Genomic DNA, 25,060 nt, shown 5'->3' with positions numbered 1-25,060 from the left:
GTTTATTTCCAGCATTTTGTGAACAGAATACAATAGTAGCATCAACCGAAAGAAAGCAGGCTGAGATGTACTATGGAACTTAGTTATGAAGCCATTGGAAAACGAATCCGCAAAGCAAGGCTTCGCCGGGAAATGACACAGGATAAATTGGCAGCCCTCTGCGATCTGTCCACCCAGCACATCAGCAACATTGAACATGCACATACAAAATTAAGTCTGCCGGCGCTCGTCAGTATCGCCAATGCCCTGCATGTCAGCGTAGACGAGTTGTTATGCGATTCTATCTATAAATCCAAATCCGTTTTACAGGACGACTTTGCCCGGATTTTTCAGGAGGCTTCGGATACGGAAACAAAGTTTCTTCTGGAATCTGCCCGGGCAGTGCATGCCGCCTATGGGCGCATTTTCCCCAACGATAAAAACTAGCGCATATGGAGAAAAGGCCGCTTTTTCAGCGGCCTTTTTTTATTTTTCACTTCCCAGATAAAGGGTGCTCAATCCGGTTTCCTGATCCAGATTGGCCAGGCCAAAAACCAGAAGGGCCTCGTCAATCTCCTGCTCCTCCGCAAAGGCATAGAGATCCTGTCGGTAATACCGGGGGTCGATCATCTCGATCACCTCATAGTGATGCGCCAGCAGGGGAACCAGGGTGTGGGCATAGCTGTCCTTGATGACCAGCAGCTTTCTTCCGTTGCCCGCACCCGTCCGGATGGTCACGCGGGCATGGTTCCCGTCCAGAAACACGGCATAGGGATCGTATCCCTCCAGCTGCTTTTGACTATACAACCCAGGAATTGTCTCGCCCGTATCCTGAATGGTCATCGCCGCCGAAAATTCTTCCCTGGGGAGCAGGATATCAATGGAGTCCGGGGCATCTGTCAGCCGCCCGGCCTTGGCATAATAGGTACCGTAAAAATTCCGGGAAACCGTCTTTGCCGTGAAGGCGTCCCGGGGCAGCGGATCAAATCCCAGGGCCTCTCCGGCCTTTTGATAGAGCACAAAAGCCCCTTCCATGGTCATATGGTGATCCAGCCGGAAATACAGCCCCTCCCCGCCTTCCCGAAGGCTTGGCAGGGCGTCGGCAGTCTCAACCCGGCTGCCGCAGAGCTTCTCCGCCTCGCCAATGAGTGCGTCCTGCTGCGTAACCGGCGCAAAGGCCGGCAGCTTTTCGGGATAAGCCCCGGCGCTGGTGGGCACCGGGAGAAAAACCGTCTTTCCATGAAAGTTCTCGCCAAACCGGCGGATATAGGAGAGATTCTCCTGCCATTTCTCCCGGGAAAAATCCGCAAGCCCATCCAAAAGATATCCGTCTTTTCCAAAATAGAGGCCGTTGTTTTCCTTTTTTTGCAGAAGCTCCTCGGCCGTTCCCTTTACGCTGATGAGCACATCCCGCAGGGGAAACTGATCCTGGGCATAGCTTTCAAATTTTTTGGTGAATTCACCGGAAAACAACGCATTCAGGCTCCATTTGGGCAGCTTTGCCAAGTTCCGCCGCTCCCTTGGGGAAAATCCTCGGTCCGGCAGGAGCAGACCTGCCAGACTGCCGCCCAGGAGCAGGCAGGCGAACAATATTGCCATTGTCTTTTTCATCACACGTCTCCTCAGAACCGGAAATAGAGAAAAGGATTAAAGGACGCATCCACCAGATACGCCACGCACAGGCCGAACAGCAGGACATACCCCAGGCACAGGGCCGCCTGTCCTCCCCGGTTTTTCATCCATTTTTCAGCGAGGCCGCTGCACCACCGCTCCCATGGCAGCTGAACGGCGATCAGAAGCAGGAACAGCAGGCCGTAGTTTGAGAGGGTATACAGGGCGTTCCCACTCCAGAGAGGGCCGGAAAAGAGGCTTTGCCAATAGGAAAATGCCGATGGCAGGCTATTGCAGGCAAAGAGCACCCATCCCAGAAGCACCACCAAAAGAGCATAGCCATGGCGCACCAGGCCGCCGCCCTTTCCGGGGATCTTCTCCAGCCAGCCGGATAAAAAGAGCTTTTCCATTGCGATGAATACGCCGAAATATGCTCCCCAGGCCACAAAATTCCACTCCGCGCCGTGCCAAAGCCCGGTGAGCAGCCAGACCACCGCCAGATTCCAAACCATCCGTCCCCGGCTGCATCGGCTCCCTCCCATGGGAAAATAGACATAGTCCCTAAACCAGCTCCCCAGGGTAATATGCCAGCGCCGCCAGAATTCCGAAATGCTGGCCGAGCGATAGGGCGCGCGGAAATTTTCAGGAAAATCAAATCCCATCATCTTTCCCAGCCCGATGGCCATATCCGAATAGCCGCTGAAATCAAAATAGATCTGCAGGGCAAAGGCCCCGATCCCCAGCCATGCTCCCAAAACCGAATCCGCTCCGCCCCGGGCCGCCTCCCAGCAAAGGCCGATGGGGTTGGCCAGCAGCACCTTTTTTGCCAGGCCGCGGATAAACCGCATCGCCCCTTCCCCCACGCCGTCCAGGGTGATCCTTCGGTTTTCCAGCTGCGCCGCAATATCGCTGTAGCGGACAATCGGCCCGGCAATAAGCTGGGGGAACATGGATACAAAAGCGCCAAAGGCAATGATGTTTTTCTGCACAGGCGCGGTTCCCCGGTATACATCGATGGAATAGGACATGGTCTGGAAGGTATAAAAAGAAATCCCAATGGGCAGAGGCAGGGACGCAAAAGAAACGGGAATCCCCACCGCCGCCAGATTTTGCGCAATAAAGCCGCTGTATTTAAAGAATCCCAAAAGCCCCAGATTGGCGGCGATGGAACAAAAGAGCGCGAGCTTGCTGATTCCGCTGCCCCGGTACCGATGAATCACGCGCCCCGCCGTATAGTCCACCAGAATGGAAAACAGCATGAGCAGGATATAGACCGGCTCGCCCCAGGCATAGAAAATCAGGCTCACCACCAGAAGCACCAGATTTTTCAGCTTCCAGGGAACCAGATAATACAGCGCCAGCGCCGCCGGCAGGAAATAGAATAGAAAGGGAATCCCGCTGAATACCATATTGCCAAAAAGGGCGCTTTTTCAGCGCCCTCCTCCCGTCTTCAGATTATTTCGCCGCGCCCAGGATAGCCTGCTCCACCGCCTCGGGATTGTCGTAGGTAATATAATATACGAGCGTTCCCTCACGCTTTAAAATCGTGTTCTGCACCTTTTCATACTGGTCGGGCAGATATTGCTTCCAGGTCTCCTCCTGCCCTGCCAGAACCTCTTTTAGCTGCTCTTCGATGGTTTTTGCGGCCTCCTCGTCTGTCGCCCGGATGACATAGATCAGATCCGAACGGACGTTCATCAGCGCCTGGATATACAGGCCGGATTCCATGCCGTCCGCCTGGAGCGCCGAAGGGGGAATCTCTTCCATGCCCTCGGGCAGGTTCTGCACGGCATATCCGGGGAAAGCGCCGTCGGCATATTCACTTTCCGCAATGCCGCCCTGGACGCCGTCGGCCTTGAGAACGCCGTGAATGGCCTCCCGCACGGCCTCCATACTTCCCGCCGCAGGCTGGGAAGCCTCGGGAGAAGCCGCAGGAGTCTGCGGCGATGCAGACGCCCCGGCAGAGGGCTGGGCATTCGCGCTGGGCGTACCGCTGGGGGCCGCTTCCGGCGGCGCCGCACATGCGGCAAGACAAAATGCGCATACAAGGGCCATCGCCCCGGCAATTACTCGGTTTCTTTTCATCATACTCTCCTTTTGCCCGTCGGTTCCGCGTTTTTTCCGGCCCCAACATCGTTCTGATATAGTAAGGACGGAGCCTGCAATCGCTCCGTCCCATTAGTATACCACAAAAGTCCCGCGTTTAGGCGTCGGTTTTCAAATCTTTGGCGTGAAGCGCCATCACCTCTTCCAAAACCTCCAGAGCCCGGTCCAGCTGTTCCAGCGAATGGGCGGCGGAAATCGAGAAGCGCAGGCGGCTCTGCCCCTTAGCTACTGCGGGAAACACCGCCGGAGGAACGAACACACCCCGTTCCAGCATTTCAGAAGAGATCTGGAAAGCCAGGTCGTCCGGCCCGATCATCACGGGCACAATGGCGGATTCCGCCGCACGGCAGGTATCAAAGCCCCGCTCCTTGGCCCCCTTCACGAAATGGGCGATGTTCGCATGGAGCTTGGCGGGCAGATGGTTATCCCGCCGGATGATCTCCACCGATTTTTTGCAGGCCGCCGCCAGGGGCGGACTGATTCCGGCCGTAAATACAAAGCCGGGCAGGGAATATTTGAGATAGTCGACAAGCGCCCTGCTCCCGGCGATATAACCGCCGCAGGTGCCCAGCGCCTTGGAGAGCGTCCCCATTTTGATATCGATATCCGTCGGGTTCAGATGGAAATAATCGTCCACGCCGCCGCCGTTTTCGCCGATGACTCCGCTGGAATGCGCCTCATCCACCATCAGGAAGGTGTGATATTTATTTTTCAGGCGGACAAACTCCGGCACGGGGGCAATGTCTCCATCCATGCTGTAAACGCCCTCTACCACCAGCAGAACCTTCGTATATTTCCCCTCGATATTTTGGAGCATGGATTCCAGCGCCGCAATATCGTTATGGGGAAAGGCTTTGCTCTCCGCCCGGGAAAGCTGGGTGCCCTGGACGATGGAATTATGGGAGAGGGAGTCATAGAGAATGAGATCCCCTTCCCCGCAGAAGTTGCCGATAAAGGTCAGGTTGGTGGCATATCCGCCCGTCAGCACCACGGCGGCTTCCGTGTGCTTCCATGCCGCAATGGCCTCCTCCAATTCCTGATAGAGCGTCTTTTCCCCGGCCAGCACCCGGCTGCCGCTGGCGGAGGTGCCGTATTTCTCCACAGCCTCCACGGCCGCCGCCACAGTTTCCGGATGGCCGGAAAGGCCCAGATAGTTATAGGATCCCAGGTTAATGACCTCCCGGCCATTTACCAGGCTGGTGTCCCGGATGAGGCTGTCATGGGCCACAAAATAGGGATTGCTGGAGAGCTGCATATTTTCTTCAAACCGCTGCTGCAGCTCGGCATATTCCCGCGTCTTTTTAAAGTCCCATACCCGCTGCGCCGTTTTTGTTTCCCGGATCGTCTGGGACGCGGGCGCGCTTTCCTGGGCATCGTCTCCGCCATAGAGCTTCTTATAGAGCAGCTCGGCGATCTGCTGGACGTTCACCGCTCCGGCGAATTCGGCATCTGAAATGAAAATTCCGTATTTTTCCTCCAGCTGGGCAATGACGCCGATCACCGACAGGCTGTCGCCGCCCAGATCCGTCACGAAGTGGTCAAAATCCCCAATTTCAGATTCGTTTAGGATGAGCACTTCGGCAAACACCTTGCGGACATCCTCTTTAATCTGGGTAAACCGCTCGTCTGTAATGGCAGAGGAACCCTGGGATTTCTCCGCATCCGCTCCCTCCAGTTTCTGCAGGGTCAGATTCAGAACGCGATAGCTCCACTTTCCCTCTTCAATGAGCTTTTTCAGCTTCTGCCGCTGCACCTTGATGCCGTTGGCCACCGGCAGGGGGTGATCCGAAACCAGCACCTTGCGCACCTTTTTATACATAGGCAGCGCGATATTCACATCCCCGATATATTCCGCCAGCTGGGCGATGGTCTGCGCGTCGGCATCTTCCGCCAGCTGCAGAATAAGCATGATCTCCTCATAGGGCGCGCCGGTGTCGATGCCCGCCGCTGTGAACTGGGCAACGCCCGGCATTTCAGAGAAATAGTCCTCCAGCTCGTCGGGATAGACATTCTCACCGGATTCGTTGATGATGACTTCCTTGAGCCGCCCTTCAATGAACAGGCGTCCGTCCTGGATCCGGGCGATATCGCCCGTGGCAAACCAGCCGCCGTTTTCCTGGCTGCGGGGGATATACTGCCCATCGACCATGCGCCCGGAATGCAGCGATTCGCCGCGGATGAACAGCTCGCCTACGTTATCCCCCCTGCCAATCGGCTCCACTTTATATTCGATGGAATGGAACGGCTCGCCTACGCTGCCCTCCATCCGCTTGTCAATCTCCTGGCTCAGCTCCACAGAGGTGATGCCCGCCTCGGTCATCCCAAAACCGTTATAGAGAGGATAGCCCACGGCGTTGATGGTCTTTAAGGTTTCCGGGAGGATATGGCCGCCGCCATTGATGAGGAAGCGGATGCTGCCGCCCACCAGATTGCCCTGGACCCCCTTGAAAATCGAGGCGCCCACCATCTTCCGCCCCGGCCGCTTCATATTGCGCTGCAGGCGCATGCTCAGCCGGCTCATGCGGGCAAACAGCTTTTCCTGCTTTTCGCCGCCCTGCTTCACCTTGCGCAGGATGCCCTGGGCCACATTATTCCAAAACAGCGGCACGCAGAAAATATGCGTTACTTCATGGCGCTTGCAGGCATCCATGATATTTTTGGGATTGCGGTCCTTCAGATAGACAATGGTTTTTCCAAAAAAGGAAAACCACATATACACCGCCACAAAGCCAAAAATATGATGCAGAGGCAAAAAGGCCAGGTTTTTCAGCGGGCCGTCCGACGCATCATACATGATGTCCTCATTGTTTCCGAGAAAATAGCGGGCGTTATCCATCTGGTGCCCCATAGCGGCTCCGTCATAGACAAATACCTTAGCCGTTCCCGTCGTTCCCGAAGTGCAGAGAGCCACCCGGTCGGCCCAATCCGGCGCAAAGTCCGGCGCCGCCTGCTTTTCCAGCAGGCTTTCCAATCGCAACACCTCATATCCCAGGTATTCTCCCGCATCCTCCTCGGTAATGATGCCGACGGCGCCCGCCTGATCCAGCAGATTCAGCGTTGCTTCGGGTTCGGCGCGGACATCCAGCAGAACGGGCTGAAAGCCCGCCATCAGAATACCCCAAAAAACCGAGGGCCAATGGGGGCTGTTTTCCATCTTGAGCCCGATAAAGCTCCCTTTTGGCTCATCCACGGCCTCCAAAAGGGCCGCTGCCGCGTTTCGCGCTTCCTGCCCGGTTTCCCGGTAGGTCAGCTTTGCGATTTCATCCTGCGCATCCAGATATTCCGCGGCTGTGGCATCGCCATAGCCCATCATGATATCAAAGATATTCCGATAGGAATAATCGCGGGAAAGTTTCTGCAAAACTTCCAAACAGTCCTTGTTCATGTTTCGCTCCTTCATGATAAAAAAGATAAGTGCGTTTCCCCCGTTTGGGGAAAAATAATAAAAGTTCAATTTATTTTATCATGAATGAGGGGTTCTTGCAATTCTCCCGCTATGCCGCAAAACTCCGGTTTTTCACCACCCGCGTCACCATCACCGTCATATCGTCCTTTGCTTCCCCGCCGTCGATGCCCAGGGCCATGGAGAGGATGCGGTCGGCAATTTCCTGGGTACTGCGCAGCTTAGCCGCCTCCAAAATCGTTTCAAACAGGGCGTCGCTCGCGTTTTCCAGATCCGCAATCCCATCCGAAAACATGATGATTAAGTCGCCGTTTTCCACCTTCATGTTATAAACCGCCGGCCGGAATTCATCCAGGATACCGATGGGCAGTGTGCCCGCCTGTAACTTTTTGATGGTGTTGCCCCGGATCAGATAGGAATGGGGCGCGCCGATCTTGGTGAATTTTGCATTTCCATCGATGAGATTGATCATGCAGAGGTCCATTGTGGAAAAAATTTCATCGCTGCTGCTCAAAAGGAGCAGTTTGTTGATGGCATCCAATACGGTCTTATCGTCGAAATTTGCCTTATAAAAATCCTCCATCAGGGAGACGGCGGCGCTGGATTCCTGGGCGGCCCGCTCGCCGCTTCCCATGCCGTCGCATAAAAGCAGCATAAACCGGCCGTCCCGCAGCCCTTCAAAAGAATAGGCGTCGCCCGAAACCTTGCTTCCTTCCTTCTTCATCCGGGAAATGCCGCTCTGCAGGCTATAGGCCTTGGCCTGCTCATAGCGCAGGCGGCAGTATTTCCGCCCCGTGCAGGGGCCCAGATCCTGCATCTGCATGGGAACGCCGCAGGCCTCGGAGATCACCCGCTGCACCCGGGTCCGGCAGAGCTCCTGCCCATGGCAGTTTTTCAAAAGCAGGTTTACCTGGATATTTCCGCCGCAGATATAGGCGCAGACCTCCTTGGCAGAGATCCCCGCGCCGTCCAGGCCGATGCGGATCTCTTCTTCCAGATCCGGGCGGAATTCCAGATCGATCTGCACTTCCTTTAACAGCGAATCGATCACCCGGGAAACGCCGTTGAGCTGTTCGCCCACCATAGCCCGGCTCTCCACAATCTTGCTCTCCCATTTGCTGTTGGTACGGTATTTTTCAAACACGCTCCGGGCCGCCTTGATGAGCCGTTCGGGATAGATACACTTTTTTTGGAAGGCCTGTCCCAGATCCCGTTCATAGATATTCCCGTTTTTATCATATTTTTCATAGAGCTTTTGCATCAGGGCATAGGTCTTTTCCAGATCCTCATCCCAGCAGCTCCGGCAGAACATGCAGGAAGCGCAGCACTTTTCGGGAATGGTTCCGATCATATAGGAGATGCTCCCCGTCTCTTTGTTTTTGCTGGCTGAATCCGCAAAAATCCGGGACGCATTGGCAAACACCCGGGAAATTTCCTTGAGTCGCCCGGTGGTCAGCTCCCGGAAGCGTTCCAGATGCAGCTTCTGCTCATGGACACGCAGCAGGTTAACATCCACATATTTGCCGATGAACTCCAAAACGCTCTTGGGCGTGAACAGAAAGCCTGCCGTGCCCAGCAGGGCGTCGATGATGGGAAGGATGAGTGTGGCCGATTCCGCCGCATAAAAGGTCATGAAAAGGTTGGTTGCCAGAAAACCGATGGCGGTTCCCGGCCGTTTGAGCTTTTTGCATACGCCGCCCACCAGGGAGCAGATGCCCAGATTGGCCATATAAAGCGTGTCCGCCCCGCTGATGACGCAGGCCAGCCCCAGGGCCAGTCCCACGCCGGCGCCCACGGATGCGCCTCCCAGAAATCCCGCCATCAGGCAGAGATAAACGGCGACGATATTGCGCAGATATACGCCGAACACATGGATATCTCCCAACCCCAGCACACCCAGAATCGCCACAAAGAGAAGGCTGATGATCTCTTCATCGCTCAGAACCCGCCGCTGCCGGCTTTCGGCGAAAAAGCGGAAGGCGTTATGGAGCACCAGCACCATGAGCATGCAGAGCCCCATCTCTACCAGGGAGGACAGCGCCGCCAGCAGCAAGGAGAGCTTGAAGGCCAGCGTCCCGATGAGATAGGCAATTCCTGCCGCGATTATGGCAGTCAGCGGCCGCATGGGGAGCTTCAGACAGCTGGCCACGATCATCAATGCCGCCGCAATCCCCACCACGGCGAAATTGAATGCGATGTTGTCCATCTGCGAAATATAGGTGGCAAGGGCGGCCAGCACGCCGCCCAGGGCCATATAGGGGTTGATCCGGTCGGCATGGAGAAACGCCGCCAGAACATAGGCCACGCCAAAAGGCCAGATGCCGTCGCTGATGCGCACCCGGCCGATCAAAAATCCAGCCGCAAACACGATCCCCAGCGTCATCACACTGTGCAGCGTGACGTTGACCTCCATCTTTGCCTTTTGCCTCTCTCTTCGTAATTCCGCCATGGTTCCTTCCTCGCTTTTGTATCTTTTGTATATATATGGTTTTGTGTATCATTCATTCAATCACAAAAGCCTTCAGAAAGGTGTCGTCTGCCGCGGAGATTTACCCCGGTTTTTCGCGCTTTTTTCGGGTTTTCCGGTGTTTTTTTCTGTTTTCGCCCTTATTCGATCTGCTGCATGAGATTTTGCAGCTTTTGCCGCTGGGCCGCGTCCATCATGGGTGCCACCTGCCCGGCGAACTGCTCCAGCGCCTCCTTGGAGAAAGTGCCGTCCCGTTTTCCCTGCTCCACCGCGGCAAACAGCTGTTCCATCAGCTCATTTTCGCTTTTTCCTTCATACTGCGCGATCTGATCCCGCAGGGCATAGGCCGTGTCCCGCTGCTCCGGGGGGATTTTTTCCTCAATTTCCGGATCGACATTTTTCCCTTTGCCCTTTAAAAAACTTTTGAAATCTCTTGCCATCCGCAAAAGCCCTCCTTTGTTTTTTTCTGTCTATATATATTCTTTCCAGAGGAAAACCGTTCAACTTTTTTCCTGCGCCACATAAGATACTATAGGCACCTTATGCAAAGGAGGAATGCACATGCAGAATTTTTCATCCCATCGCCCGCCCCGCTCGGCGGTATACCAGCCGCCCCCGGCTTCGCAGCCGGAGGCGCCGTTTCCGGAGGAGCATCTGGCTGGCTTTTCGCCGCTTCTGGCTTCCCTCCTCTCCCTCACCATCAAAGACGGCCTATGCAACAAAACCGCCTTTCATCTGCTGCGGGATATCTATCCCTATGTCTCCTCCCCCGACCGGCAGACCATCGACGGCCTTTTGGAAATGCAGCAGATCGCCGGGGATATTGCTTCCCGCGGGCCGTATCACGGCCTCCAGCCCTATACCATGAAGCGCGCCCTCACCAATCGGGAAAAGCTCTTCGGGCTTTTGAAAGTGCTGCGCCGCTATGGCGGCCGGGAATCCGACGCCACTTTTACACAGCTGGAGCGGGCGCTGGATATCAATGACAAGATCCAGAAATATTCCGGCAAACCCGGCGGCCCGGCCCAGGATATGGCCTCTATGCTGGGTCTGCTTTCTCAGATGGGCGGCCCGAATGGCAGGCCCGGCGGCAAGGGAAATCCCGGTCCCATGGGAAATATGGGACAGATGGCGCAGATGATGGGCCAGATGGGGCAGATGCAGAACATGATGAAAATGATGGGCAATATGAAAAACATGGGGAACTCAGGCGCCGGCGGCAGCGGCATGGACCCCTCCATGATGGCCAGCCTCATGCAGATGATGAATGGAAACAAAACATAACTCCGGGAAAAACCGAAACCTCTTTGAAAAAAATGCGGGAAACGTCATTTCCAGCGGACATATTTTTTCCATCACAGCGTACCTTCTTTGGCCCGGGTATTTCAAATTTTTCCGTTTTCCTGCCATAACCGCCGGCAGATATATCCTGCCGTTTTTGCAGGGCAATACATTTTCCCCAGAATACGCTTCTTAAGGTGTTCCTTTCTTTGAAAAGAAAGGAACCAAAGAAACTTTCATGACTTGGGTTCTCTTTCCGGGATGCCCCGGCATCCCGTCCGAAGTTTTCTGGAAGGGCGGGAATTTCTTCAAAACTTCCAAAGGCTTTGCCCATCCTTTGAAAAGAAGGAACCAAAGAAACCTTTGTGACTTGGGTTCTCTTCCCGGGATGCCCCGGCATCCCGACGGAGGGTTTTGGCAGGGATGGAACCACTTCAAAATTTCCCAAGGTCTTGCTCCATTTTTTGAAAAGAATTGACTGCCAATAAAAAAACAGCGCGCTGTTGCACGCTGTTTTTTATATTCCCAGGAGCTTTATCCAACCCGTTTTTGGGTTTACGGGAATTTTCTTTTGAAAGGAACCCGGACGAGACTGCATACAAGAACCGTCTGCCGCTTTTTCCCGGGGCAGAGAAATACGGCAGGCAGAAACGCAGACCCCGCCGCCCGTTTTCTCTCTGCCAACTCGCCGCTCCCGGGCTTCCTGCCTTTAAAAGAGCTTTGCTGCCTGAAGGGCCAGACGGAGGGCGTTGGACGCCGCCACATAGCGGATATATTCCCGGCCATCCTTGCGCCGGCTGCCAAACTGGTGCCGGACAACCGTGGTCAACGGCTCACTGTCTACACCGATATATACAAGCCCGACCGGCTTTTCCGGCGTTCCGCCGCCCGGCCCGGCAATGCCCGTAACGGAAATCCCGATATCCGCCCCGGATAGTTTCCGAATCCCCGCCGCCATTTCAGCCGCCGTCTCCGGCGACACCGCACCATGGGCCGCGAGGGTTTCCTCCCCAACACCCAAAATCTGGCTCTTGATCCGGTTGGCATAGGAGCAGACGCCGCATTCAAACACCTCTGAGCTTCCCGGCACCTCGGTAATCCGTTTGGACACCAGGCCTCCTGTGCAGCTCTCGGCAGTGGCTACCATACGCTTTTTCTTCAAAAGCTCGGCCACCAGGGCATGCTGCAGATCCCCCACGTCCACGCCATAGACATATTCACTGTATTCCCGGCAGATGGCTTCCACCTCCGGCCGCAGGAGCGCCTCCGCCTCTTCCCGGGTTTTGGCCGAAGCCGTCACCCGGAGCAGCACCTCTCCCTGCTTGGCATAGGGAGCGATGGTAGGGTTTTTATGGGCCAGCATGCTCTCCCGCATCTGCTGCTCCAGGGCGCTCTCCCCAATCCCGATCATGTGGATGGAATGGGAGAGGATGATTTGCCCGGAATATTTCATCAAAAAAGGCCGCACGCCCTCCTGAAACATGGGCTGCATCTCCTGGGGCGGCCCGGGCAGGAGAATGGCAATCTTTCCCTCTCCCTCCACGGCCAGCCCCGGCGCCGTCCCGTTATGGTTGGCAAAAACCGTGGCGCCCTTGGGCATCATGGCCTGCTTTTTGTTGTTTTCCGACATCTTCATATTCCGGCAGGAGAAAAAGTCCTCCATAGCTTTGAGAGAAGGCTGGTTCAGCTCCATCTCCCGGCCGAAATAGCCCGCCACCGTCTCCTTGGTGAGGTCGTCATAGGTTGGCCCCAGCCCGCCGGTCATGATGACCAATTCCGCCCGGCCAAAGGCCTCTCCCAGCGCCTCTTTGAGCCGCCCGGGATTATCGCCCACCACCGTCTGGTGATAGACATTGATGCCCATCGCCGCCAGCTCCCGGGCGAGATACGCCGCGTTTGTGTTGACAATATCCCCCAAAAGCAGCTCAGTTCCCACGCATAGTATTTCCGCTTTCATCCTTGCGCCTCCTTCGTGTTTCTCGGGTTCAGTGTATCACGATTTTCCCCGTTTGGATAGCGCCCAGGTCTATTTTTTTATTTTGGGATTGAAGATCACCGCCGCCAGATATCCAAAGACAATGGCCGCGGTGATCCCCGCCGCTCCTGCCGTGATGCCGCCGGTGAACACGCCGAGAAATCCCTTTTCCCCAATGGCCTCAATAACCCCGGTGGCTAGGGAATAGCCAAACCCGGTCAGGGGAACGGTGGCCCCCGCGCCTGCAAATTCCACCAGGGGCTGATACAGCCCCAACGCCGTCAAAATCACCCCGGCCGTGACAAAGGCCACCAGAATGCGGGCAGAGGTCATGTTGGTCAGGGACAGCAGCAGCTGCCCGACGACGCAGATCAGCCCGCCCACCCAAAACGCGTTTACAAAATCCATAAAATCCATTCAGACATCTCCTCTCTCAATGGCCACGCCATGGGCGATTCCGGGAATGCTTTCCCCCTGCTGCGCGCTGGTGGGGGAATGAAGCGCGCCGGTGGCGACAAACAAGATCCGCCGGATACGTCCCGCCTGCATCTCGTCCAGCAGATAACCGTTCAATACGCTGGCGCTGCATCCGCAGCCGCTGGCCCCGCAATAGACCTTCTTCAGCCCGGCATACAGGGAAGCGCCGCAGTCGTAATGCACTTTGGAAAGATCTGTTCCGCTCACCTGCTTCGCCAAATCGATGAGAAGTTCGGAACCAAAGGTTCCCAAGTCTCCGGTGACGATTTTGTCATAGTAATCCGGCTCCAGGGAAAAATCCTCCAGATGGTTCAGGATGGTTTCCGCCGCCGCAGGCGCCATCGCCGCTCCCATATTGTTGGCATCCGTCACGCCAAAGTCCACGACATTCCCAATCGTCGCCCGCCTGATGACCGGGCATCCCGGGTCGCCGAGGTCGTTGGCGTCGGAAAGCAGGCTGGCCCCTGCGGCTGTTGCCGTATTCTGGCCGGTGGGCGGTTTGGGTGTGCCCAACTCCAGAGGGAAGCGGAACTGCCGCTCCGCCGCGCCGAAATGGCTGCTGGTGGCGCATAGGACATGGCTGGCAAAGCCGCCGTCCACGATCATGGAACCGACGGCCAGGGATTCTGCCATGGAAGAGCAGGCGCCATACAGCCCCAGATACGGGATATCCAGATCCCGGGCGGAAAAACTGGCGGAAATGATCTGGTTCAAAAGATCGCCGCCCACCAGGAAGTCGATATCCCGGGAGCTTTTCTTTCCCTTCTCTATGGCCTTTTTCGCCGCTTCAAAAAAGAACTTTCTTTCCGCCTTTTCAAAAGAATCCTCGCCCCAGAGGGCATCGCTGGCCAGAATATCAAAATGGCGGGCCAGAGGGCCTTTTCCCTCCATCACGCCGCCGACGCAGCCCCGGCCGATGAGATAGACCGGCTTCTCAAATGCGACGCTTTGGGCGCCGCGGTGTTTCTTGCTCATTCGTCTCCTCCTCACAGGGGCGTCGCCACGCCGCAGGCATGGAGGATGAAATAGACGATCCCCACCAGCACCGACGCACTGATGCCATAGACAAGCACCGGCCCGGCGATGGAAAACAATTTGGCTCCCACGCCCAGCACCATGCCCTCCCGCTTATACTCCATGGCGGGGGACACGATGGAATTGGCAAAGCCGGTGATGGGCACAATCGACCCCGCACCGGCAAAATTTCCAAGGACGTCGTAGAGTCCCAGCCCGGTGAACAGTGCGCCCAGAAATACCAGCACCATAGCCACAAAAGCCGCCGTCCCCTTATCGTCCAGGAGCAGCACCTCCTGGGCCAGCAGCCGGAGGCCCTGTCCAACCGTGCAGATCGCGCCGCCGACAAAAAATGCCTTGATACAGTCCAGAAACACTTTGCTTTTGGGCATTTTCTGCTTCACATATTCGTTATAATTCTTGATTTTTATGCTCTTGTTGATATCCATTCCCTTACTCCTTCTGCTCCCGGCTCGCCTGCTGCCCGGCTGCATCCGGCCGCCGGATCTCGTTTTCTCCGGGGCTGTTTTTTCCATGCAGATCTTCAATGGGAATCCTCTGATAGTCTTGCATCTTCTGCCTCCTTTGCCGATAGGTCCCTTTTTTTGTTTTTTCCTAGTATGGCAAAATCCGGCGGCTTTTATTCTTTTTGCGTCCTCCCCTTGGCATAGAAAAAAGGAAAGGGCATATTCCCTTTCCTTTTTCCCGCAAACACGTTCTGCCTTTGACAGGTCTGTTCCGATATTGCATGTATTTCTTCCTATAAGAAGCGGCGGATCGCAACGACCAGATTCTCTTCCATTTGAATCAGGCGTTTTGTGAAGCTCTTGGCCGTTTCGCTGGCGGCCTTATATTGGTTTAAATATCTGCTTAGGGATTTTACTCCCATATTGCAGCCATCCGTGATGAGATCGGCCGCTGTCTCATCGGATGCGTCCATGGCCAGTTTGACATTGGTTTTCATCCAGGACATTCCTTTGGCCATGGGGTTGGGTTCTTTCCCATCGTCATGGGCCTGCTCCAAAAGACTCTGTATTTCTTCCCCCAGCTTTTCATGCCCTGTTCTGCATTCTCTGAGCGCCTCGCGGAATTCTTGGTCATGCACTGCCTCCAAAACCTCATCAATGGATGCGACTCCCATTTTGATTCCGGTGTCGCATTCCCGCAGCAGCTTTATCGTATCCGGCTCGATCATTGGCTGTTTTGCCTCCTTTTCTATACTCTACAGCCAGTATCCCCCATATCCGGCGTTTTATCCTGCCAAAGGTCATTCCGCCGCCTTTTTGAGTTTTTCCAGCGTCTTGCCCAGCAGGCGCGAAACCTGGACCTGGGAAACGCCGATGATCTGTGCAATCTCGCTTTGGGTTTTATCCCGGAAAAACCGGAGAAGAATGATCTGCCGTTCCCGCTCACTGAGCTTTTCCAGCAGCTCTTTTATAAGAAGCTGGTCGATCACCTGGCTGCCGCCGTCGTCCTTGAGCGTATCCAGCAGGGTGGATTCGCTTTCTTCAAAGACCGGTTCATCGAGAGAAACCGGATCCTTCACGGCATCCAGCGACTGCACAATATCTTCCTTTTCAATGCCGGTAGTCTGGGCGATCTCTTCGATGGTCGGGTCGCGTCCCTGTTTCTTTTTAAAGGCGTCCATGGCGCGGTAGATCTTCATGGCGTTTTCCTTCAGATAGCGGCTCACCTTGATCATGCCGTCATCCCGCAGAAACCGCTTGATCTCCCCGGAAATCATGGGGACGGCATAGGTGGAGAATCGGACGTTATACTGGGTGTCATAGCCCGCAATGGCTTTTAAAAGGCCCATGCTCCCAATCTGCATCAGATCCTCAAAATCCACGCCCCGGTGCAGATAGCCTCGGACGATGCTCTTCACAAGGGCGATATTTTTCAGAACCAGGGTTTCTTTTGCCGCCGCGTCGCCATGCTGGGCCGCCCGGATCAGGGCGAGAGTCTCCTCATGGGTTAGCAGTCCGCTCATTTTTTCGCCTTTTGAAATTTTTTGACCATCGTCACCTTGGTGCCCTGTCCCACCACAGAGGAAACGAACATCTGGTCCATAAACGTCTGCATGACGGTAAATCCCATGCCGGAGCGCTCTTCCCCGGCAACCGTCGTATAGAATGGCTGAAGCGCGCTTTCCAGGTCGGGAATACCGCAGCCATAGTCCTCCACCTCGATCACCAGCTGATCCTCCTGCAGGGCGCCCCGCAGAACCACCTTCCCCACTTCGCCGGGATAGGCATGGACGATGACATTGGTCACAGCCTCAGACACCGCTGTTTTGATATCCGCAATCTCCTCCATCGTCGGGTTTACCTGCGCGGCAAACGCCCCGGCGCAGACCCGTGCAAATCCTTCGTTCTCCGAAATCCCCAAAAAGCTCAGTTCCATTTTGTTTTCCGTTTTCATCTTTCCTGCCCCCGTTATTTCACCTTTTTGATAATCTGGTATAGCCCTGCCAGCCGGAAAACCTTGTCAATCTGCCGGTTTAGATTGGTCACGCAGAGCTCCGCGCCGTTTTTCTTCAGTTTTTTATAGCGTCCCAGGATCAGCCCGATCCCTGAACTGTCCATCAAATTGACCTCGCTGAAATCCAGAATCAGCCGGTCGGGCTGCTCATCCCCAATGAGCTTGTCCATTTTTCTGCGCAGCGCCTCAGCGGTATGATGGTCAATCTCCCCTTTCAGGCGCAGTGTTTTCTGTTTTTTTGCTGTTTGAATCTGCATGGTTTCACTCCCCCATCTTGGTCATTCTCTAGAAATTCTTCCCAGCTCGGAAATTCCCTCCCACGAAAACCGGCTTGTTTTGTTCCCTGCTGTCTTTGTTTGTCATTTCTTCCAAAAATTCACCAATGTATTTTTTCCCTCTCTGGCAACACTATGTTTTGAAGTATTTTTGAGGGAGGGAAAGAAGGCCAATGGCAGAACATGAGATCAAGGAAAAAAGAGGTACATTCCGAAAAATCGCCAAAATCAGCGCACTTTCCCTATTAGTATTGACAATTTCCTCCATTGTATTCGTCCTTTGCTATTTAGCGGGCATAAAAGAATGGCAGACCTTCGATCCGGCGGTTATCGCCCGGGATATGCAGCGTTCCACTTTCCTCTATGATAAAAACGGCGAGCAGTTTGCCGCCCTCTCGGGCAGCGAACGGCGCTATTATGTTTCCTTGGAGGATATCCCCGAATATGTCCGCGGCGCGTTTCTGGCCGTGGAGGACAGCCGCTTCTATGAGCATAACGGCATCGATATCGTCCGAATTTTGGGCGCGCTGGTGGAGGATATCAAAAGCGGCAGCATCAAGCAGGGGGCCAGCACCATATCCCAGCAGCTCATCAAGCATTCCACCCTGGTTTTTGACCAGGATATCAGCCGAAAACTGACTGAAATCATGATGGCCTTTAAGCTGGAGGACATGTATTCCAAGGATGAAATTCTCGAGCTGTATCTCAACCAGATTTATTTCGGCGCCGGCGCCTATGGCGTGGAGACCGCCGCCCAGACCTATTTCTCTAAATCTGCCAGTGAGCTTACCCTGTCGGAAGGGGCTCTCCTGTGTGGAATTGTCAAATCCCCGTCCAAATATGCGCCGCATCTGCATATGGACAACGCTCTGGAGCGGCGGGATCTTGTGCTGGAACAGATGCTGAAAAATGAAATCATCACCCAGGAGGAATATGACAGCGCCGTTAGCGAAACCATTACTCTCCATATGAATACCGACGAGGATTATCCCTATGGCTATTACACGGATATGGTGCTCAAGGAGGCGACGACCCAGCTGGGCATCAGCTATACAGAGCTTATGACCGGAGGGTATCGGATCTATACGAATCTCGATCCCACCATGCAGACGCAGCTGGAGGAGACGGCAGAGGATGATTCCCTCTTTCCGGAAAATGCCTCCGACGGCCTGCAGGCCGAATGCGCCGTCGTCACGCTGGATGCCAAAACCGGCCAGATCTGCGCTATTCTGGGAGGGCGGGAGCATACGGCCCGCCTCTCGCTGAACCGGGCCACCTCCATGCGCCGTCAGCCCGGCTCCGCCATCAAGCCCGTGATGGTCTATGCCCCAGCCATGGAATATGCTGGGTATTCCACCACATCTTTCCTTCTGGACCAGCCGGAGAATTTTGATGGCTATTCTCCCCGGAATTCCGGGAACAATTACCGGGGCTGGGTGACGCTGCGGGACTGCGTTGCCTATTCCATCAACGTCCCGGCCGTGAAGCTCTTAAACGAGATCTCGGTTGCCAGGGCCAAAAGCTATGCCTCCAGCGTGGGCATTCCCTTTGATTCCAAAGATAAAAACCTGTCGCTGGCCCTCGGGGGATTCACCACCGGCGTGACGCCCCTGGAACTGTGCGCCTCCTATCTTCCCTTTGCCAACGGCGGATATTATGAGGAGCCCTCCTCCCTCAGCCGCATCGTGAACGCGCAGGGAGAAGAAGTATACAAAAATACAACCGAAAAATACAGCGTCCTCTCCCCGGAGACCTCCTTTCTCATGTCCTCGATGCTCTCCTCCTCGGTAGAATATGGAACATCCAAGAATCTCAAGCTGGAAAACGTCCCCCTTTCGGCTAAAACCGGAACCAGCATCTATGACGACGCCAACAACAATAAAGACGCCTGGATCGTGGCCTATAACCCGGAATATGTCGTTTGCTGCTGGATGGGCTTTGACAAAACCGATTCTCTCCATTATCTCCCCAAAGGCGTAACCGGCGGAACCTATCCCGCCGCCCTCACAAAGAGCTTCTTCTCAAAAATCTATGCAGAGAAGAGCGCCCCTTCCTTTTCCGCGCCCGCGGGGGTTCTTGCGGCAAAGCTGGATAAAGAGGCGCTGACCGAGCAATGTGAAGTCAAGCTGGCCGGGGAATATACGCCCAGCGACAACATCGTGACTGAATATTTTACCCGGGAAAACATGCCCCAGGAGGAGCCGGAATATACGCTTCTCACACCGCCCAGGGATTTCTCCGTCACACTGGGCAGCCAGGGGCCGATTTTGGAGTTCACCAGCGAGGAGGGCGTCCCCTATCTTCTCTCCCGGCAGGACGGCGGCCAGGGAACGCCGGTTGAGATTGCCCGCATCACCGGAACCGGCGGGAAAGTTCAGTATAACGACTATACCGCCGCACCGGAGGAGCAGTATATATACCGCGTCACACCTTTGCCCAGCGAAAGTGCGAGCGCCACCGACGCTATCCCCTCCGCCCAATACATTTATTCCCCTAAAAAGGACTGATCCCTTCTTGGCTTTTTCAAAGAAAGCTAAGGCGCCCGGCGGCTTGTAAAAAAGTCCCCGGCCCCAAAATATTCAGAGGAAATAACAATGTATTAGACTTGTATCAAGCAAAACATATGGCATCATTGAAAATTCATTTTTGTAAAACAGGTTTTTAGGAAAAAGCACAGCATCCTTTTTCCCGTCTGTTCTCCAAAGGGAACAAAACCGGATTTTTCGCTGGATTCTACCGTTTTCAGAGGAAATCATATAATATGGGATGCAACCGCTGAAAAGCAAAATAGAGGATAATGCAAACCGGGAATTTTTTTATTTGCCATTTTCAGTTCATCATAAAAGCGAGACGAACCAGATAAAACCGGCTATAAGAATTTTTGTCGGAAGCGCCAACCTGTTCTTTTAGCAACAGCGGGTTGCTTGTATTCCCGGCATGTGCATAGTACAATTTCAGTGAGGTGATGCATATGGAAACAAAGGATGTAATACTGGCGCTCCGGACAAAACACGGCTTGTCCCAAGACGAGCTTGCGGGCCAAATCTATGTGACCCGGCAGGCGGTGTCCCGTTGGGAGACCGGAGAGACAATTCCAAATACCGAAACCTTAAAGCTATTATCCAAGTTTTTTGACGTATCCATCAACACGCTTTTGGGAGCTCCCCGCCCATGGATCTGTCAATGCTGCGGCATGCCTTTGGACGATTCCTCTGTCAGCAGGGAACCCGACGGTTCTTTCAACGAAGAATACTGCAAGTGGTGCTATGCAGATGGAAAATATGCCTATACAAGCCTGGACGAGCTGATCGACTTTCTGACAGAACATATGTCCAGCGAAAATTGGCCGCCCGAGCAGGCACGGGCCTTTTTCCTGGAGCAGCTTCCAAAGCTGAATCACTGGAAAGAGGCCGAATAATCTCCGCGCCCTGCGCTGTATTCTTGGCAAATATACATAAGTAATATAAAAAACAGACGCATAGCAAATAAAAAGCGTCTGTTTTTTATAGCTGTCATGAAACGCGGCTTCAAAAAAACCGCCGTGCCATCCCTTTGCCGCCGCGGAACACAAAAAATTATCCTTAGTTCCCTTTTGCACCAACGGCACAGGTAATCTTAGATCCGGTTATTTTTTATAACCGCAGCGAAGCGCAGGTTTCAAAAAATTATCCTTGCTTCCTTTTTTGCGCCAGCGGCGCAAGTAATTTTAAATCCGGTTATTTTTTATAACCATCCAACCCCTGCGCTCCCCGCCGGGCACCATCGTTTTTTTACTTTTCCAGTTTTCCTTTCAGGAACACCAGAGATTCTGCGATATCCTGATCCAGCTTGGCCTCGTCTGCGCCGCCGGAAAGGTCGCGCCAGAGCTTGACATCGCTGCCCACAATCCCGCCGGGGCGGACAAAAGGCTCCATGACCACATTGCCGTCAAAGCCCACCTCATGGAGCGCCTGGGCAATTTCATCCCAGGGCATCGTCCCCTTGCCGGGAACCTTGCGGTTTTTCTCTCCCGCATGGATCTCCCCGATATATCCCTTCAAGCGGCGAATCCCTTCGGCAATGCTGTCCTCTTCGATATTCATATGGAACACATCCAGAAGCATTTTCACATTCTCCCGGTTCACATCCTGCATATAGGCAAGGGCCTCGTGAGAATCGTTGATGAGGTACTGCTCAAAGCGGTTGAGGGTTTCGATGAGAAGGGTCACGCCATAATCCGCGGCGTAATCGGATAGCTCCAGCACACTTTTGATGCTCTGGGCCCGCTCGGCCTCTTTGTCAAAGGGTTTGGAATAGTCCGCCGGCCAATAGGCATGAACCGTGCCGCCGATGGAACGGGAGTCGATGGCATCCATGCAGCGGATGAGATGCTTCATATAGTCGATTCCCTTTCTCCGGACGCTCTCGTCCAGAGAGGAGACATTGACGTCTGCCGGAAGGCCGATGCCGGTGGTAAGCGTAATTCCCAGATCTTTGGAAACGTCCCGCAGCTCCCGGCGCTCGCCGTCCGTCATATCCCCCAGGCCGCCGCCGGCGATCTCCAGGATATCAAAGCCCAGGTTTTTGACCTTTTTGCAGTATTTCACATAATCTGCCGCCCACTGGGTCTCCCAATAGGCATAATATACGCCATATTTCATATTTCCCCTCCTATAGCTTTTTTATTTTATACGCGCCGCAAAGGCGTGAATTTCATTCCATTGAATACCGGAAAGCAGACAGAGAATTTTTCTCCGGCCCTGCCATTTACCTTTCCTGCACGCCCCGGAGAGATAGTTTCCCGGATTCTATCCGGCAGGAAAAGTTTTGCTCCCGGTTAAAATTTCCCCAAGCTCTGCAAACTGCCCTGCGTCTTTTCAGCAAAGTTTCATATCCATGCCTCTGCACGATCCCTTTCGCCAGAGATTTTTGTATTTCAGCTTTTTTATTGTGATCGTGTATCGTCGGTGGCAAGGGCATTATTTGCAGCCTTTCACCTGTGCCCTTCTCTGCATCGAAAATACTTTGCTTTCTGCGCTTCTTATCGCGGTCATGCCTGCACAGCGATGACGTTATTTCATCGCGTTTTGTCCTGCCCTTTCTTGGGCCGGAAACACCCTGCTTTCCGTACTTCTCATCGCGGTCATGCCCGCCCGGCGAGAGCGTTATTTCATCGCGTTTTGTCCTGCCCTTTCTTGGGCCGGAAAAGCCCCGCTTTCCGTACTTCTCATCGCGGTCATGCCTGCCCGGCGAGGGCTTTTATTTATTATAGCATGCCCTTCCCCTGCAGCACAACCGCGGTTTTTCCTCACAGATGCCGACAGCGCCGGGATGGTTCCCGGTTTTTGTTGCAAAAGGCCCAAAACCCCTGTTATACTGTTGTTAACCGAAATAAAGGAGGCGTCGTCATGGCTACCAGTCCGGAATTTATGGAATATGTCGTGGAGCAGATCGCGGGCTGCGGGGAAATCCGCTATCGCAAAATGTTCGGTGAATATCTGGTCTATGTCAACGAAAAGCCGGTTTTGCTGGTCTGCGACAATACGGTATATGTGAAAATGCTGGAAGAAATCCGAGAGGAAATGGCGGGAGCCGAATCCGCCCCGCCCTATGCGGGGGCCCGGGAGCACTATATCCTGGATATCGACAACCGTAGTTTCAGCCGCCGGATCGTCTCTCTACTGGAACCAATCACGCCCTATCCTAAAAAGAAGCGCAAAAAGGAGCGGCTTTAAATCAGCCGCCTTCCCTTTTTCCCGCATTGGCAATAGAAACCACCCGGCAAACGGTTTTCCGGGTGGTTTCTTTTATTTTTTAATGGCGCGAATCTCCGTCTGCCTTCCCTCAGGGAGAGAAATCCGCCGGCTTTCCGGAGCTGCCGGCTCGCCGTTGACCCAAATTGCCAGATACTCTCCTTCCGGCAGAAGGATTTCTCCGCCGGCCTGGGGCTGCGGATCGATGGTGAAAGCCAGAAGCTCCCCTTCCCAACGGATATGGCGAATCCGTCCGCGCAGGTTTTTTGCGGCAAATATCGGCTCACCGCCGATGGAAAGCCGCGCTTCCTTCTCATCCACCTGGTATTCCAGCCGTTTGCCATGGTATCGCCCGTTTTTCAGGATAAAGGGCTTCTCGGCCCAGGCCGCCGCATGCAGGCCAAACTGGGCGTCCACGTCGATATGCTCCAGCACCCACATGAGGGGGATCAAGGCGCCCCAGCCATAATACGGGTCCGCATCCGGGCTTTTCCCCACGCCGGTAAAGGCGTTGACATTCTCATAGCAGGCGTTTTCCTCCCGCCATCCCGGCTCAAACACCTCCATGCACCGCTTGGCCAGCCGATATGCCTCGCGGTCGTGTCCCGTACGGCGGAGGCCTGCGTGGGTCATGAAATTGAGAGGCGGCCACATCCGGCCCCGCCAGTAGATATCATCCCCTGCCGCCGGATCGTCGGCGCTGATGGCCGGGAAGGGGGCAAAGGTGAAAAACTCTTTTTCATCAAACATATGGGCCAGGAGCTTATTTTGGCGATTTTCCGGCGCAATCCCTGCTGTCATGGGGTAAAAGCTGGTGGGGGAAACGCTGGCAAAGCTCCCGTCCAGCTTCCGGTTGGCATAGATTTCCCGTTCTTCGTCATATAGCTGGGCATTGACCGCTTCGCCCAGCTCCCTGGCAAAGGCGTCATATTCCGCCCCATCCTGCCCCAGAGCGCGGCAGATCTGCGCCGTGTTCTCGGCCTCCATCACCAGCAGGCAGTTTAAGGCAATGTCGTTCATATCCAGCAGATGCGTCTTTTTATCGTATTCCGCCGTGTCATGCATGGGGCTGTTATCCATGGAAGATTCATCCTTGGCGGCCAGCTTGGTATCCTTAAAATGGCCGTTCCCCAGATTCCCGCTGCCATAGGCGAACAAACCATTCGGCGTGCGCCGGCATTTTTTCCACCACGCGATGGACGCGCGGAACAGGGGCAGCGCCCGCTGCAAAAGCGCAGTATCTCCCGTATAGAGATAGTATTTATAGACGATAAAGGCGCCGATGGGCGGCTGGGAACGGTCCACCCATTCGGTATATTCACTCATCAGGCAGGCAAAGTTGCCCGCCGGGCAGGCATTGGAGAGGGCGGCCAGAATGTTCTCCCGGGCCATTTCCGTATCCCCGCTCACCAGGCTGATGAGGCCATGATAGAAAAGATCGTCCAGCCAGACAAACCAGCCGCCGAATTTGCGGTCGATCCAATAGCGGGTGATGGAGGTAAAGGGCCGGTGGTTATGGTGGTCATACACCGCGTTCCACGCCATCACATCCCGGATGGCCTCGGCGGCGCAGCCATGGGTTCCTTCGATTTGCAGGGCGTCTGCCAGAGCCGCCTCCTTCAGCGCCTCCATATCCAAAAGCAGCGCCTGTTCTGCGCCGGCTTGGGCCAGTTCCTCACTGTTGGCGGCGCAGACGGCAAAGCGGATCTCCGGGGTCAGCTCCAGGTTGAATTTCGCCACGGCGAAGCGGGGATTCTCTTTGCGGATCTCGGGAGCATAATAGCCCAGCTCCCGCATCTTCTCGTTTTCCTCATCCGGCGTGTCCGTAAATGCCACGCGGATGGGCTCGCCGGCAAAGGCCGCCGCAATGCGGTAGCTGCGATATGCCCCCATGGTTCCCTGCATGTTCCCGGGCTTGTGGAGAAACCCGAGAGCAACATTGACCATAAACCGCAGGCCCCATTCGCCGTTTTGCAGGGTGCGTATGCGGCAAAGAACGGTATAGGCATCCGCCTTGGCATATTCGATCTCCAAAACTGTGCCGTGAAATTCCGCCGTCAGGCGGGTATAGCGTCCATCCTTCTCATGCTCCCGTAACCGGATATTTTCGCCAAAGGGCAGGCTGGAAACGTCCGCCGCCGAATCGCTGTATACCCCTGGGCAGATGGCAAAGCCCGCCGGCAAAAACTCCATTACCGCCGGGCTCAGCGTGCTCCATGTATTCCAATATTTTTCAACCGATACTCCCATAATCCTCTC

At 54.8% G+C, this 25,060-nt stretch carries 22 protein-coding genes; 5 read left to right on the top strand and 17 right to left on the bottom strand.

What is annotated here, in order from left to right; translation table 11 throughout:
* Positions 1-72 precede the first annotated feature (72 nt).
* Positions 73-426, top strand: a complete 354-nt coding sequence (locus H8693_RS09410; protein ID WP_249280756.1) for a helix-turn-helix domain-containing protein — start codon at positions 73-75, stop codon at positions 424-426.
* Positions 427-465: 39 nt separating this feature from the next.
* Here the strand turns inward: H8693_RS09410 and H8693_RS09405 are convergent, their stop codons facing one another.
* From H8693_RS09405 to H8693_RS09380, 6 genes are all read right to left on the bottom strand, one after another.
* Positions 466-1,590: a DHHW family protein gene (locus H8693_RS09405; RefSeq protein WP_249280755.1), complete on the bottom strand. Its 1,125-nt coding sequence runs from the start codon at positions 1,588-1,590 to the stop codon at positions 466-468.
* 11 nt (positions 1,591-1,601) lie between these two features.
* Positions 1,602-2,999 (bottom strand): MBOAT family O-acyltransferase, encoded by a 1,398-nt coding sequence (locus H8693_RS09400; protein ID WP_249280754.1) that lies wholly within the window; start codon positions 2,997-2,999, stop codon positions 1,602-1,604.
* Between the two features lie 46 nt (positions 3,000-3,045).
* Positions 3,046-3,675, bottom strand: a complete 630-nt coding sequence (locus H8693_RS09395) for a DUF4358 domain-containing protein (RefSeq protein ID WP_249280753.1) — start codon at positions 3,673-3,675, stop codon at positions 3,046-3,048.
* A 118-nt stretch (positions 3,676-3,793) separates the two neighbouring features.
* Positions 3,794-7,081 carry an aminotransferase class I/II-fold pyridoxal phosphate-dependent enzyme gene (locus H8693_RS09390; RefSeq protein WP_249280752.1) on the bottom strand — a complete coding sequence of 1,096 codons (3,288 nt, stop codon included), beginning with the start codon at positions 7,079-7,081 and terminating at the stop codon, positions 3,794-3,796.
* 109 nt (positions 7,082-7,190) lie between these two features.
* Complete coding sequence (spoIIE, locus tag H8693_RS09385; RefSeq protein ID WP_249280751.1) at positions 7,191-9,548, bottom strand: stage II sporulation protein E; 2,358 nt, start codon at positions 9,546-9,548, stop codon at positions 7,191-7,193.
* A gap of 158 nt (positions 9,549-9,706) precedes the next feature.
* Entirely contained in the window at positions 9,707-10,006 is a 300-nt protein-coding gene (locus H8693_RS09380) for a hypothetical protein (RefSeq protein WP_249280750.1), read from the bottom strand.
* A 121-nt stretch (positions 10,007-10,127) separates the two neighbouring features.
* Between H8693_RS09380 and H8693_RS09375 the strand changes: the two genes are divergently transcribed.
* Positions 10,128-10,850 (top strand): hypothetical protein, encoded by a 723-nt coding sequence (locus H8693_RS09375; RefSeq protein ID WP_249280749.1) that lies wholly within the window; start codon positions 10,128-10,130, stop codon positions 10,848-10,850.
* Here the strand turns inward: H8693_RS09375 and H8693_RS09370 are convergent.
* The 9 genes from H8693_RS09370 to H8693_RS09330 form a co-directional block, all read right to left on the bottom strand.
* On the bottom strand, positions 10,819-11,295 hold the full coding sequence (locus H8693_RS09370) for a hypothetical protein (RefSeq protein WP_249280748.1): 477 nt from the start codon (positions 11,293-11,295) through the stop codon (positions 10,819-10,821). The two genes, H8693_RS09375 and H8693_RS09370, sit on opposite strands and share 32 nt — an antisense overlap.
* A 261-nt stretch (positions 11,296-11,556) precedes the next feature.
* A complete protein-coding gene (locus H8693_RS09365) occupies positions 11,557-12,804 on the bottom strand; it encodes a competence/damage-inducible protein A (RefSeq protein ID WP_249280747.1) in 1,248 nt (415 codons plus the stop codon).
* 69 nt (positions 12,805-12,873) lie between these two features.
* Positions 12,874-13,230, bottom strand: a complete 357-nt coding sequence (gene spoVAE, locus H8693_RS09360) for a stage V sporulation protein AE (RefSeq protein WP_178618340.1) — start codon at positions 13,228-13,230, stop codon at positions 12,874-12,876.
* Between the two features lie 9 nt (positions 13,231-13,239).
* Entirely contained in the window at positions 13,240-14,274 is a 1,035-nt protein-coding gene (gene spoVAD, locus H8693_RS09355) for a stage V sporulation protein AD (RefSeq protein ID WP_249280746.1), read from the bottom strand.
* Between the two features lie 11 nt (positions 14,275-14,285).
* Entirely contained in the window at positions 14,286-14,762 is a 477-nt protein-coding gene (spoVAC, locus tag H8693_RS09350) for a stage V sporulation protein AC (RefSeq protein WP_249280745.1), read from the bottom strand.
* 311 nt (positions 14,763-15,073) lie between these two features.
* Positions 15,074-15,508, bottom strand: coding sequence for a hypothetical protein (locus H8693_RS09345; RefSeq protein ID WP_249280744.1), 435 nt, complete (start codon positions 15,506-15,508; stop codon positions 15,074-15,076).
* Positions 15,509-15,580: 72 nt separating this feature from the next.
* Complete coding sequence (locus H8693_RS09340) at positions 15,581-16,303, bottom strand: SigB/SigF/SigG family RNA polymerase sigma factor (protein WP_178618323.1); 723 nt, start codon at positions 16,301-16,303, stop codon at positions 15,581-15,583.
* Positions 16,300-16,734 carry an anti-sigma F factor gene (gene spoIIAB, locus H8693_RS09335; RefSeq protein WP_249280743.1) on the bottom strand — a complete coding sequence of 145 codons (435 nt, stop codon included), beginning with the start codon at positions 16,732-16,734 and terminating at the stop codon, positions 16,300-16,302. The genes H8693_RS09340 and spoIIAB overlap by 4 nt, the downstream gene beginning before the upstream one ends.
* A gap of 14 nt (positions 16,735-16,748) precedes the next feature.
* Positions 16,749-17,051, bottom strand: a complete 303-nt coding sequence (locus tag H8693_RS09330; protein WP_178618329.1) for an STAS domain-containing protein — start codon at positions 17,049-17,051, stop codon at positions 16,749-16,751.
* A gap of 191 nt (positions 17,052-17,242) precedes the next feature.
* Here H8693_RS09330 and H8693_RS09325 point away from each other — a divergent pair, with 191 nt between their 5' ends.
* Together H8693_RS09325 and H8693_RS09320 are read left to right on the top strand one after the other, a co-directional pair.
* A complete protein-coding gene (locus H8693_RS09325; RefSeq protein ID WP_249280742.1) occupies positions 17,243-19,576 on the top strand; it encodes a transglycosylase domain-containing protein in 2,334 nt (777 codons plus the stop codon).
* Between the two features lie 464 nt (positions 19,577-20,040).
* A complete protein-coding gene (locus H8693_RS09320) occupies positions 20,041-20,487 on the top strand; it encodes a zinc ribbon domain-containing protein (RefSeq protein ID WP_249280741.1) in 447 nt (148 codons plus the stop codon).
* Between the two features lie 352 nt (positions 20,488-20,839).
* Here H8693_RS09320 and H8693_RS09315 read toward each other — a convergent pair whose 3' ends face one another.
* Complete coding sequence (locus H8693_RS09315; protein ID WP_249280740.1) at positions 20,840-21,709, bottom strand: D-psicose 3-epimerase; 870 nt, start codon at positions 21,707-21,709, stop codon at positions 20,840-20,842.
* A gap of 747 nt (positions 21,710-22,456) precedes the next feature.
* On the opposite strand from H8693_RS09315, the gene H8693_RS09310 reads away from it, so the two are divergent.
* Positions 22,457-22,783 carry a TfoX/Sxy family protein gene (locus H8693_RS09310; RefSeq protein ID WP_249280739.1) on the top strand — a complete coding sequence of 109 codons (327 nt, stop codon included), beginning with the start codon at positions 22,457-22,459 and terminating at the stop codon, positions 22,781-22,783.
* A 72-nt stretch (positions 22,784-22,855) separates the two neighbouring features.
* On the opposite strand, the gene H8693_RS09305 is transcribed toward H8693_RS09310, so the two are convergent.
* Positions 22,856-25,051: an MGH1-like glycoside hydrolase domain-containing protein gene (locus H8693_RS09305; RefSeq protein ID WP_249280738.1), complete on the bottom strand. Its 2,196-nt coding sequence runs from the start codon at positions 25,049-25,051 to the stop codon at positions 22,856-22,858.
* Positions 25,052-25,060: the final 9 nt, after the last annotated feature.

It is taken from the genome of Guopingia tenuis, from assembly GCF_014384805.1.
GTDB lineage: Bacteria > Bacillota > Clostridia > Christensenellales > Christensenellaceae > Guopingia > Guopingia tenuis.
The sequence above is the reverse complement of the archived record's forward strand: the minus strand, read 5'-3'. Positions and strand labels throughout refer to the sequence as shown.

What these genes read in the sequence shown, in the direction of transcription:
- H8693_RS09410 (WP_249280756.1), top strand. Translation starts at nt 73, where the DNA reads ATGGAACTTAGTTATGAAGCCATTGGAAAACGAATCCGCAAAGCAAGG.
- H8693_RS09405 (WP_249280755.1), bottom strand. Translation starts at nt 1,590, where the DNA reads ATGAAAAAGACAATGGCAATATTGTTCGCCTGCCTGCTCCTGGGCGGC.
- H8693_RS09400 (WP_249280754.1), bottom strand. Translation starts at nt 2,999, where the DNA reads ATGGTATTCAGCGGGATTCCCTTTCTATTCTATTTCCTGCCGGCGGCG.
- H8693_RS09395 (WP_249280753.1), bottom strand. Translation starts at nt 3,675, where the DNA reads ATGAAAAGAAACCGAGTAATTGCCGGGGCGATGGCCCTTGTATGCGCA.
- H8693_RS09390 (WP_249280752.1), bottom strand. Translation starts at nt 7,081, where the DNA reads ATGAACAAGGACTGTTTGGAAGTTTTGCAGAAACTTTCCCGCGATTAT.
- spoIIE (WP_249280751.1), bottom strand. Translation starts at nt 9,548, where the DNA reads ATGGCGGAATTACGAAGAGAGAGGCAAAAGGCAAAGATGGAGGTCAAC.
- H8693_RS09380 (WP_249280750.1), bottom strand. Translation starts at nt 10,006, where the DNA reads ATGGCAAGAGATTTCAAAAGTTTTTTAAAGGGCAAAGGGAAAAATGTC.
- H8693_RS09375 (WP_249280749.1), top strand. Translation starts at nt 10,128, where the DNA reads ATGCAGAATTTTTCATCCCATCGCCCGCCCCGCTCGGCGGTATACCAG.
- H8693_RS09365 (WP_249280747.1), bottom strand. Translation starts at nt 12,804, where the DNA reads ATGAAAGCGGAAATACTATGCGTGGGAACTGAGCTGCTTTTGGGGGAT.
- spoVAE (WP_178618340.1), bottom strand. Translation starts at nt 13,230, where the DNA reads ATGGATTTTGTAAACGCGTTTTGGGTGGGCGGGCTGATCTGCGTCGTC.
- spoVAD (WP_249280746.1), bottom strand. Translation starts at nt 14,274, where the DNA reads ATGAGCAAGAAACACCGCGGCGCCCAAAGCGTCGCATTTGAGAAGCCG.
- spoVAC (WP_249280745.1), bottom strand. Translation starts at nt 14,762, where the DNA reads ATGGATATCAACAAGAGCATAAAAATCAAGAATTATAACGAATATGTG.
- H8693_RS09345 (WP_249280744.1), bottom strand. Translation starts at nt 15,508, where the DNA reads ATGATCGAGCCGGATACGATAAAGCTGCTGCGGGAATGCGACACCGGA.
- H8693_RS09340 (WP_178618323.1), bottom strand. Translation starts at nt 16,303, where the DNA reads ATGAGCGGACTGCTAACCCATGAGGAGACTCTCGCCCTGATCCGGGCG.
- spoIIAB (WP_249280743.1), bottom strand. Translation starts at nt 16,734, where the DNA reads ATGAAAACGGAAAACAAAATGGAACTGAGCTTTTTGGGGATTTCGGAG.
- H8693_RS09330 (WP_178618329.1), bottom strand. Translation starts at nt 17,051, where the DNA reads ATGCAGATTCAAACAGCAAAAAAACAGAAAACACTGCGCCTGAAAGGG.
- H8693_RS09325 (WP_249280742.1), top strand. Translation starts at nt 17,243, where the DNA reads ATGGCAGAACATGAGATCAAGGAAAAAAGAGGTACATTCCGAAAAATC.
- H8693_RS09320 (WP_249280741.1), top strand. Translation starts at nt 20,041, where the DNA reads ATGGAAACAAAGGATGTAATACTGGCGCTCCGGACAAAACACGGCTTG.
- H8693_RS09315 (WP_249280740.1), bottom strand. Translation starts at nt 21,709, where the DNA reads ATGAAATATGGCGTATATTATGCCTATTGGGAGACCCAGTGGGCGGCA.
- H8693_RS09310 (WP_249280739.1), top strand. Translation starts at nt 22,457, where the DNA reads ATGGCTACCAGTCCGGAATTTATGGAATATGTCGTGGAGCAGATCGCG.
- H8693_RS09305 (WP_249280738.1), bottom strand. Translation starts at nt 25,051, where the DNA reads ATGGGAGTATCGGTTGAAAAATATTGGAATACATGGAGCACGCTGAGC.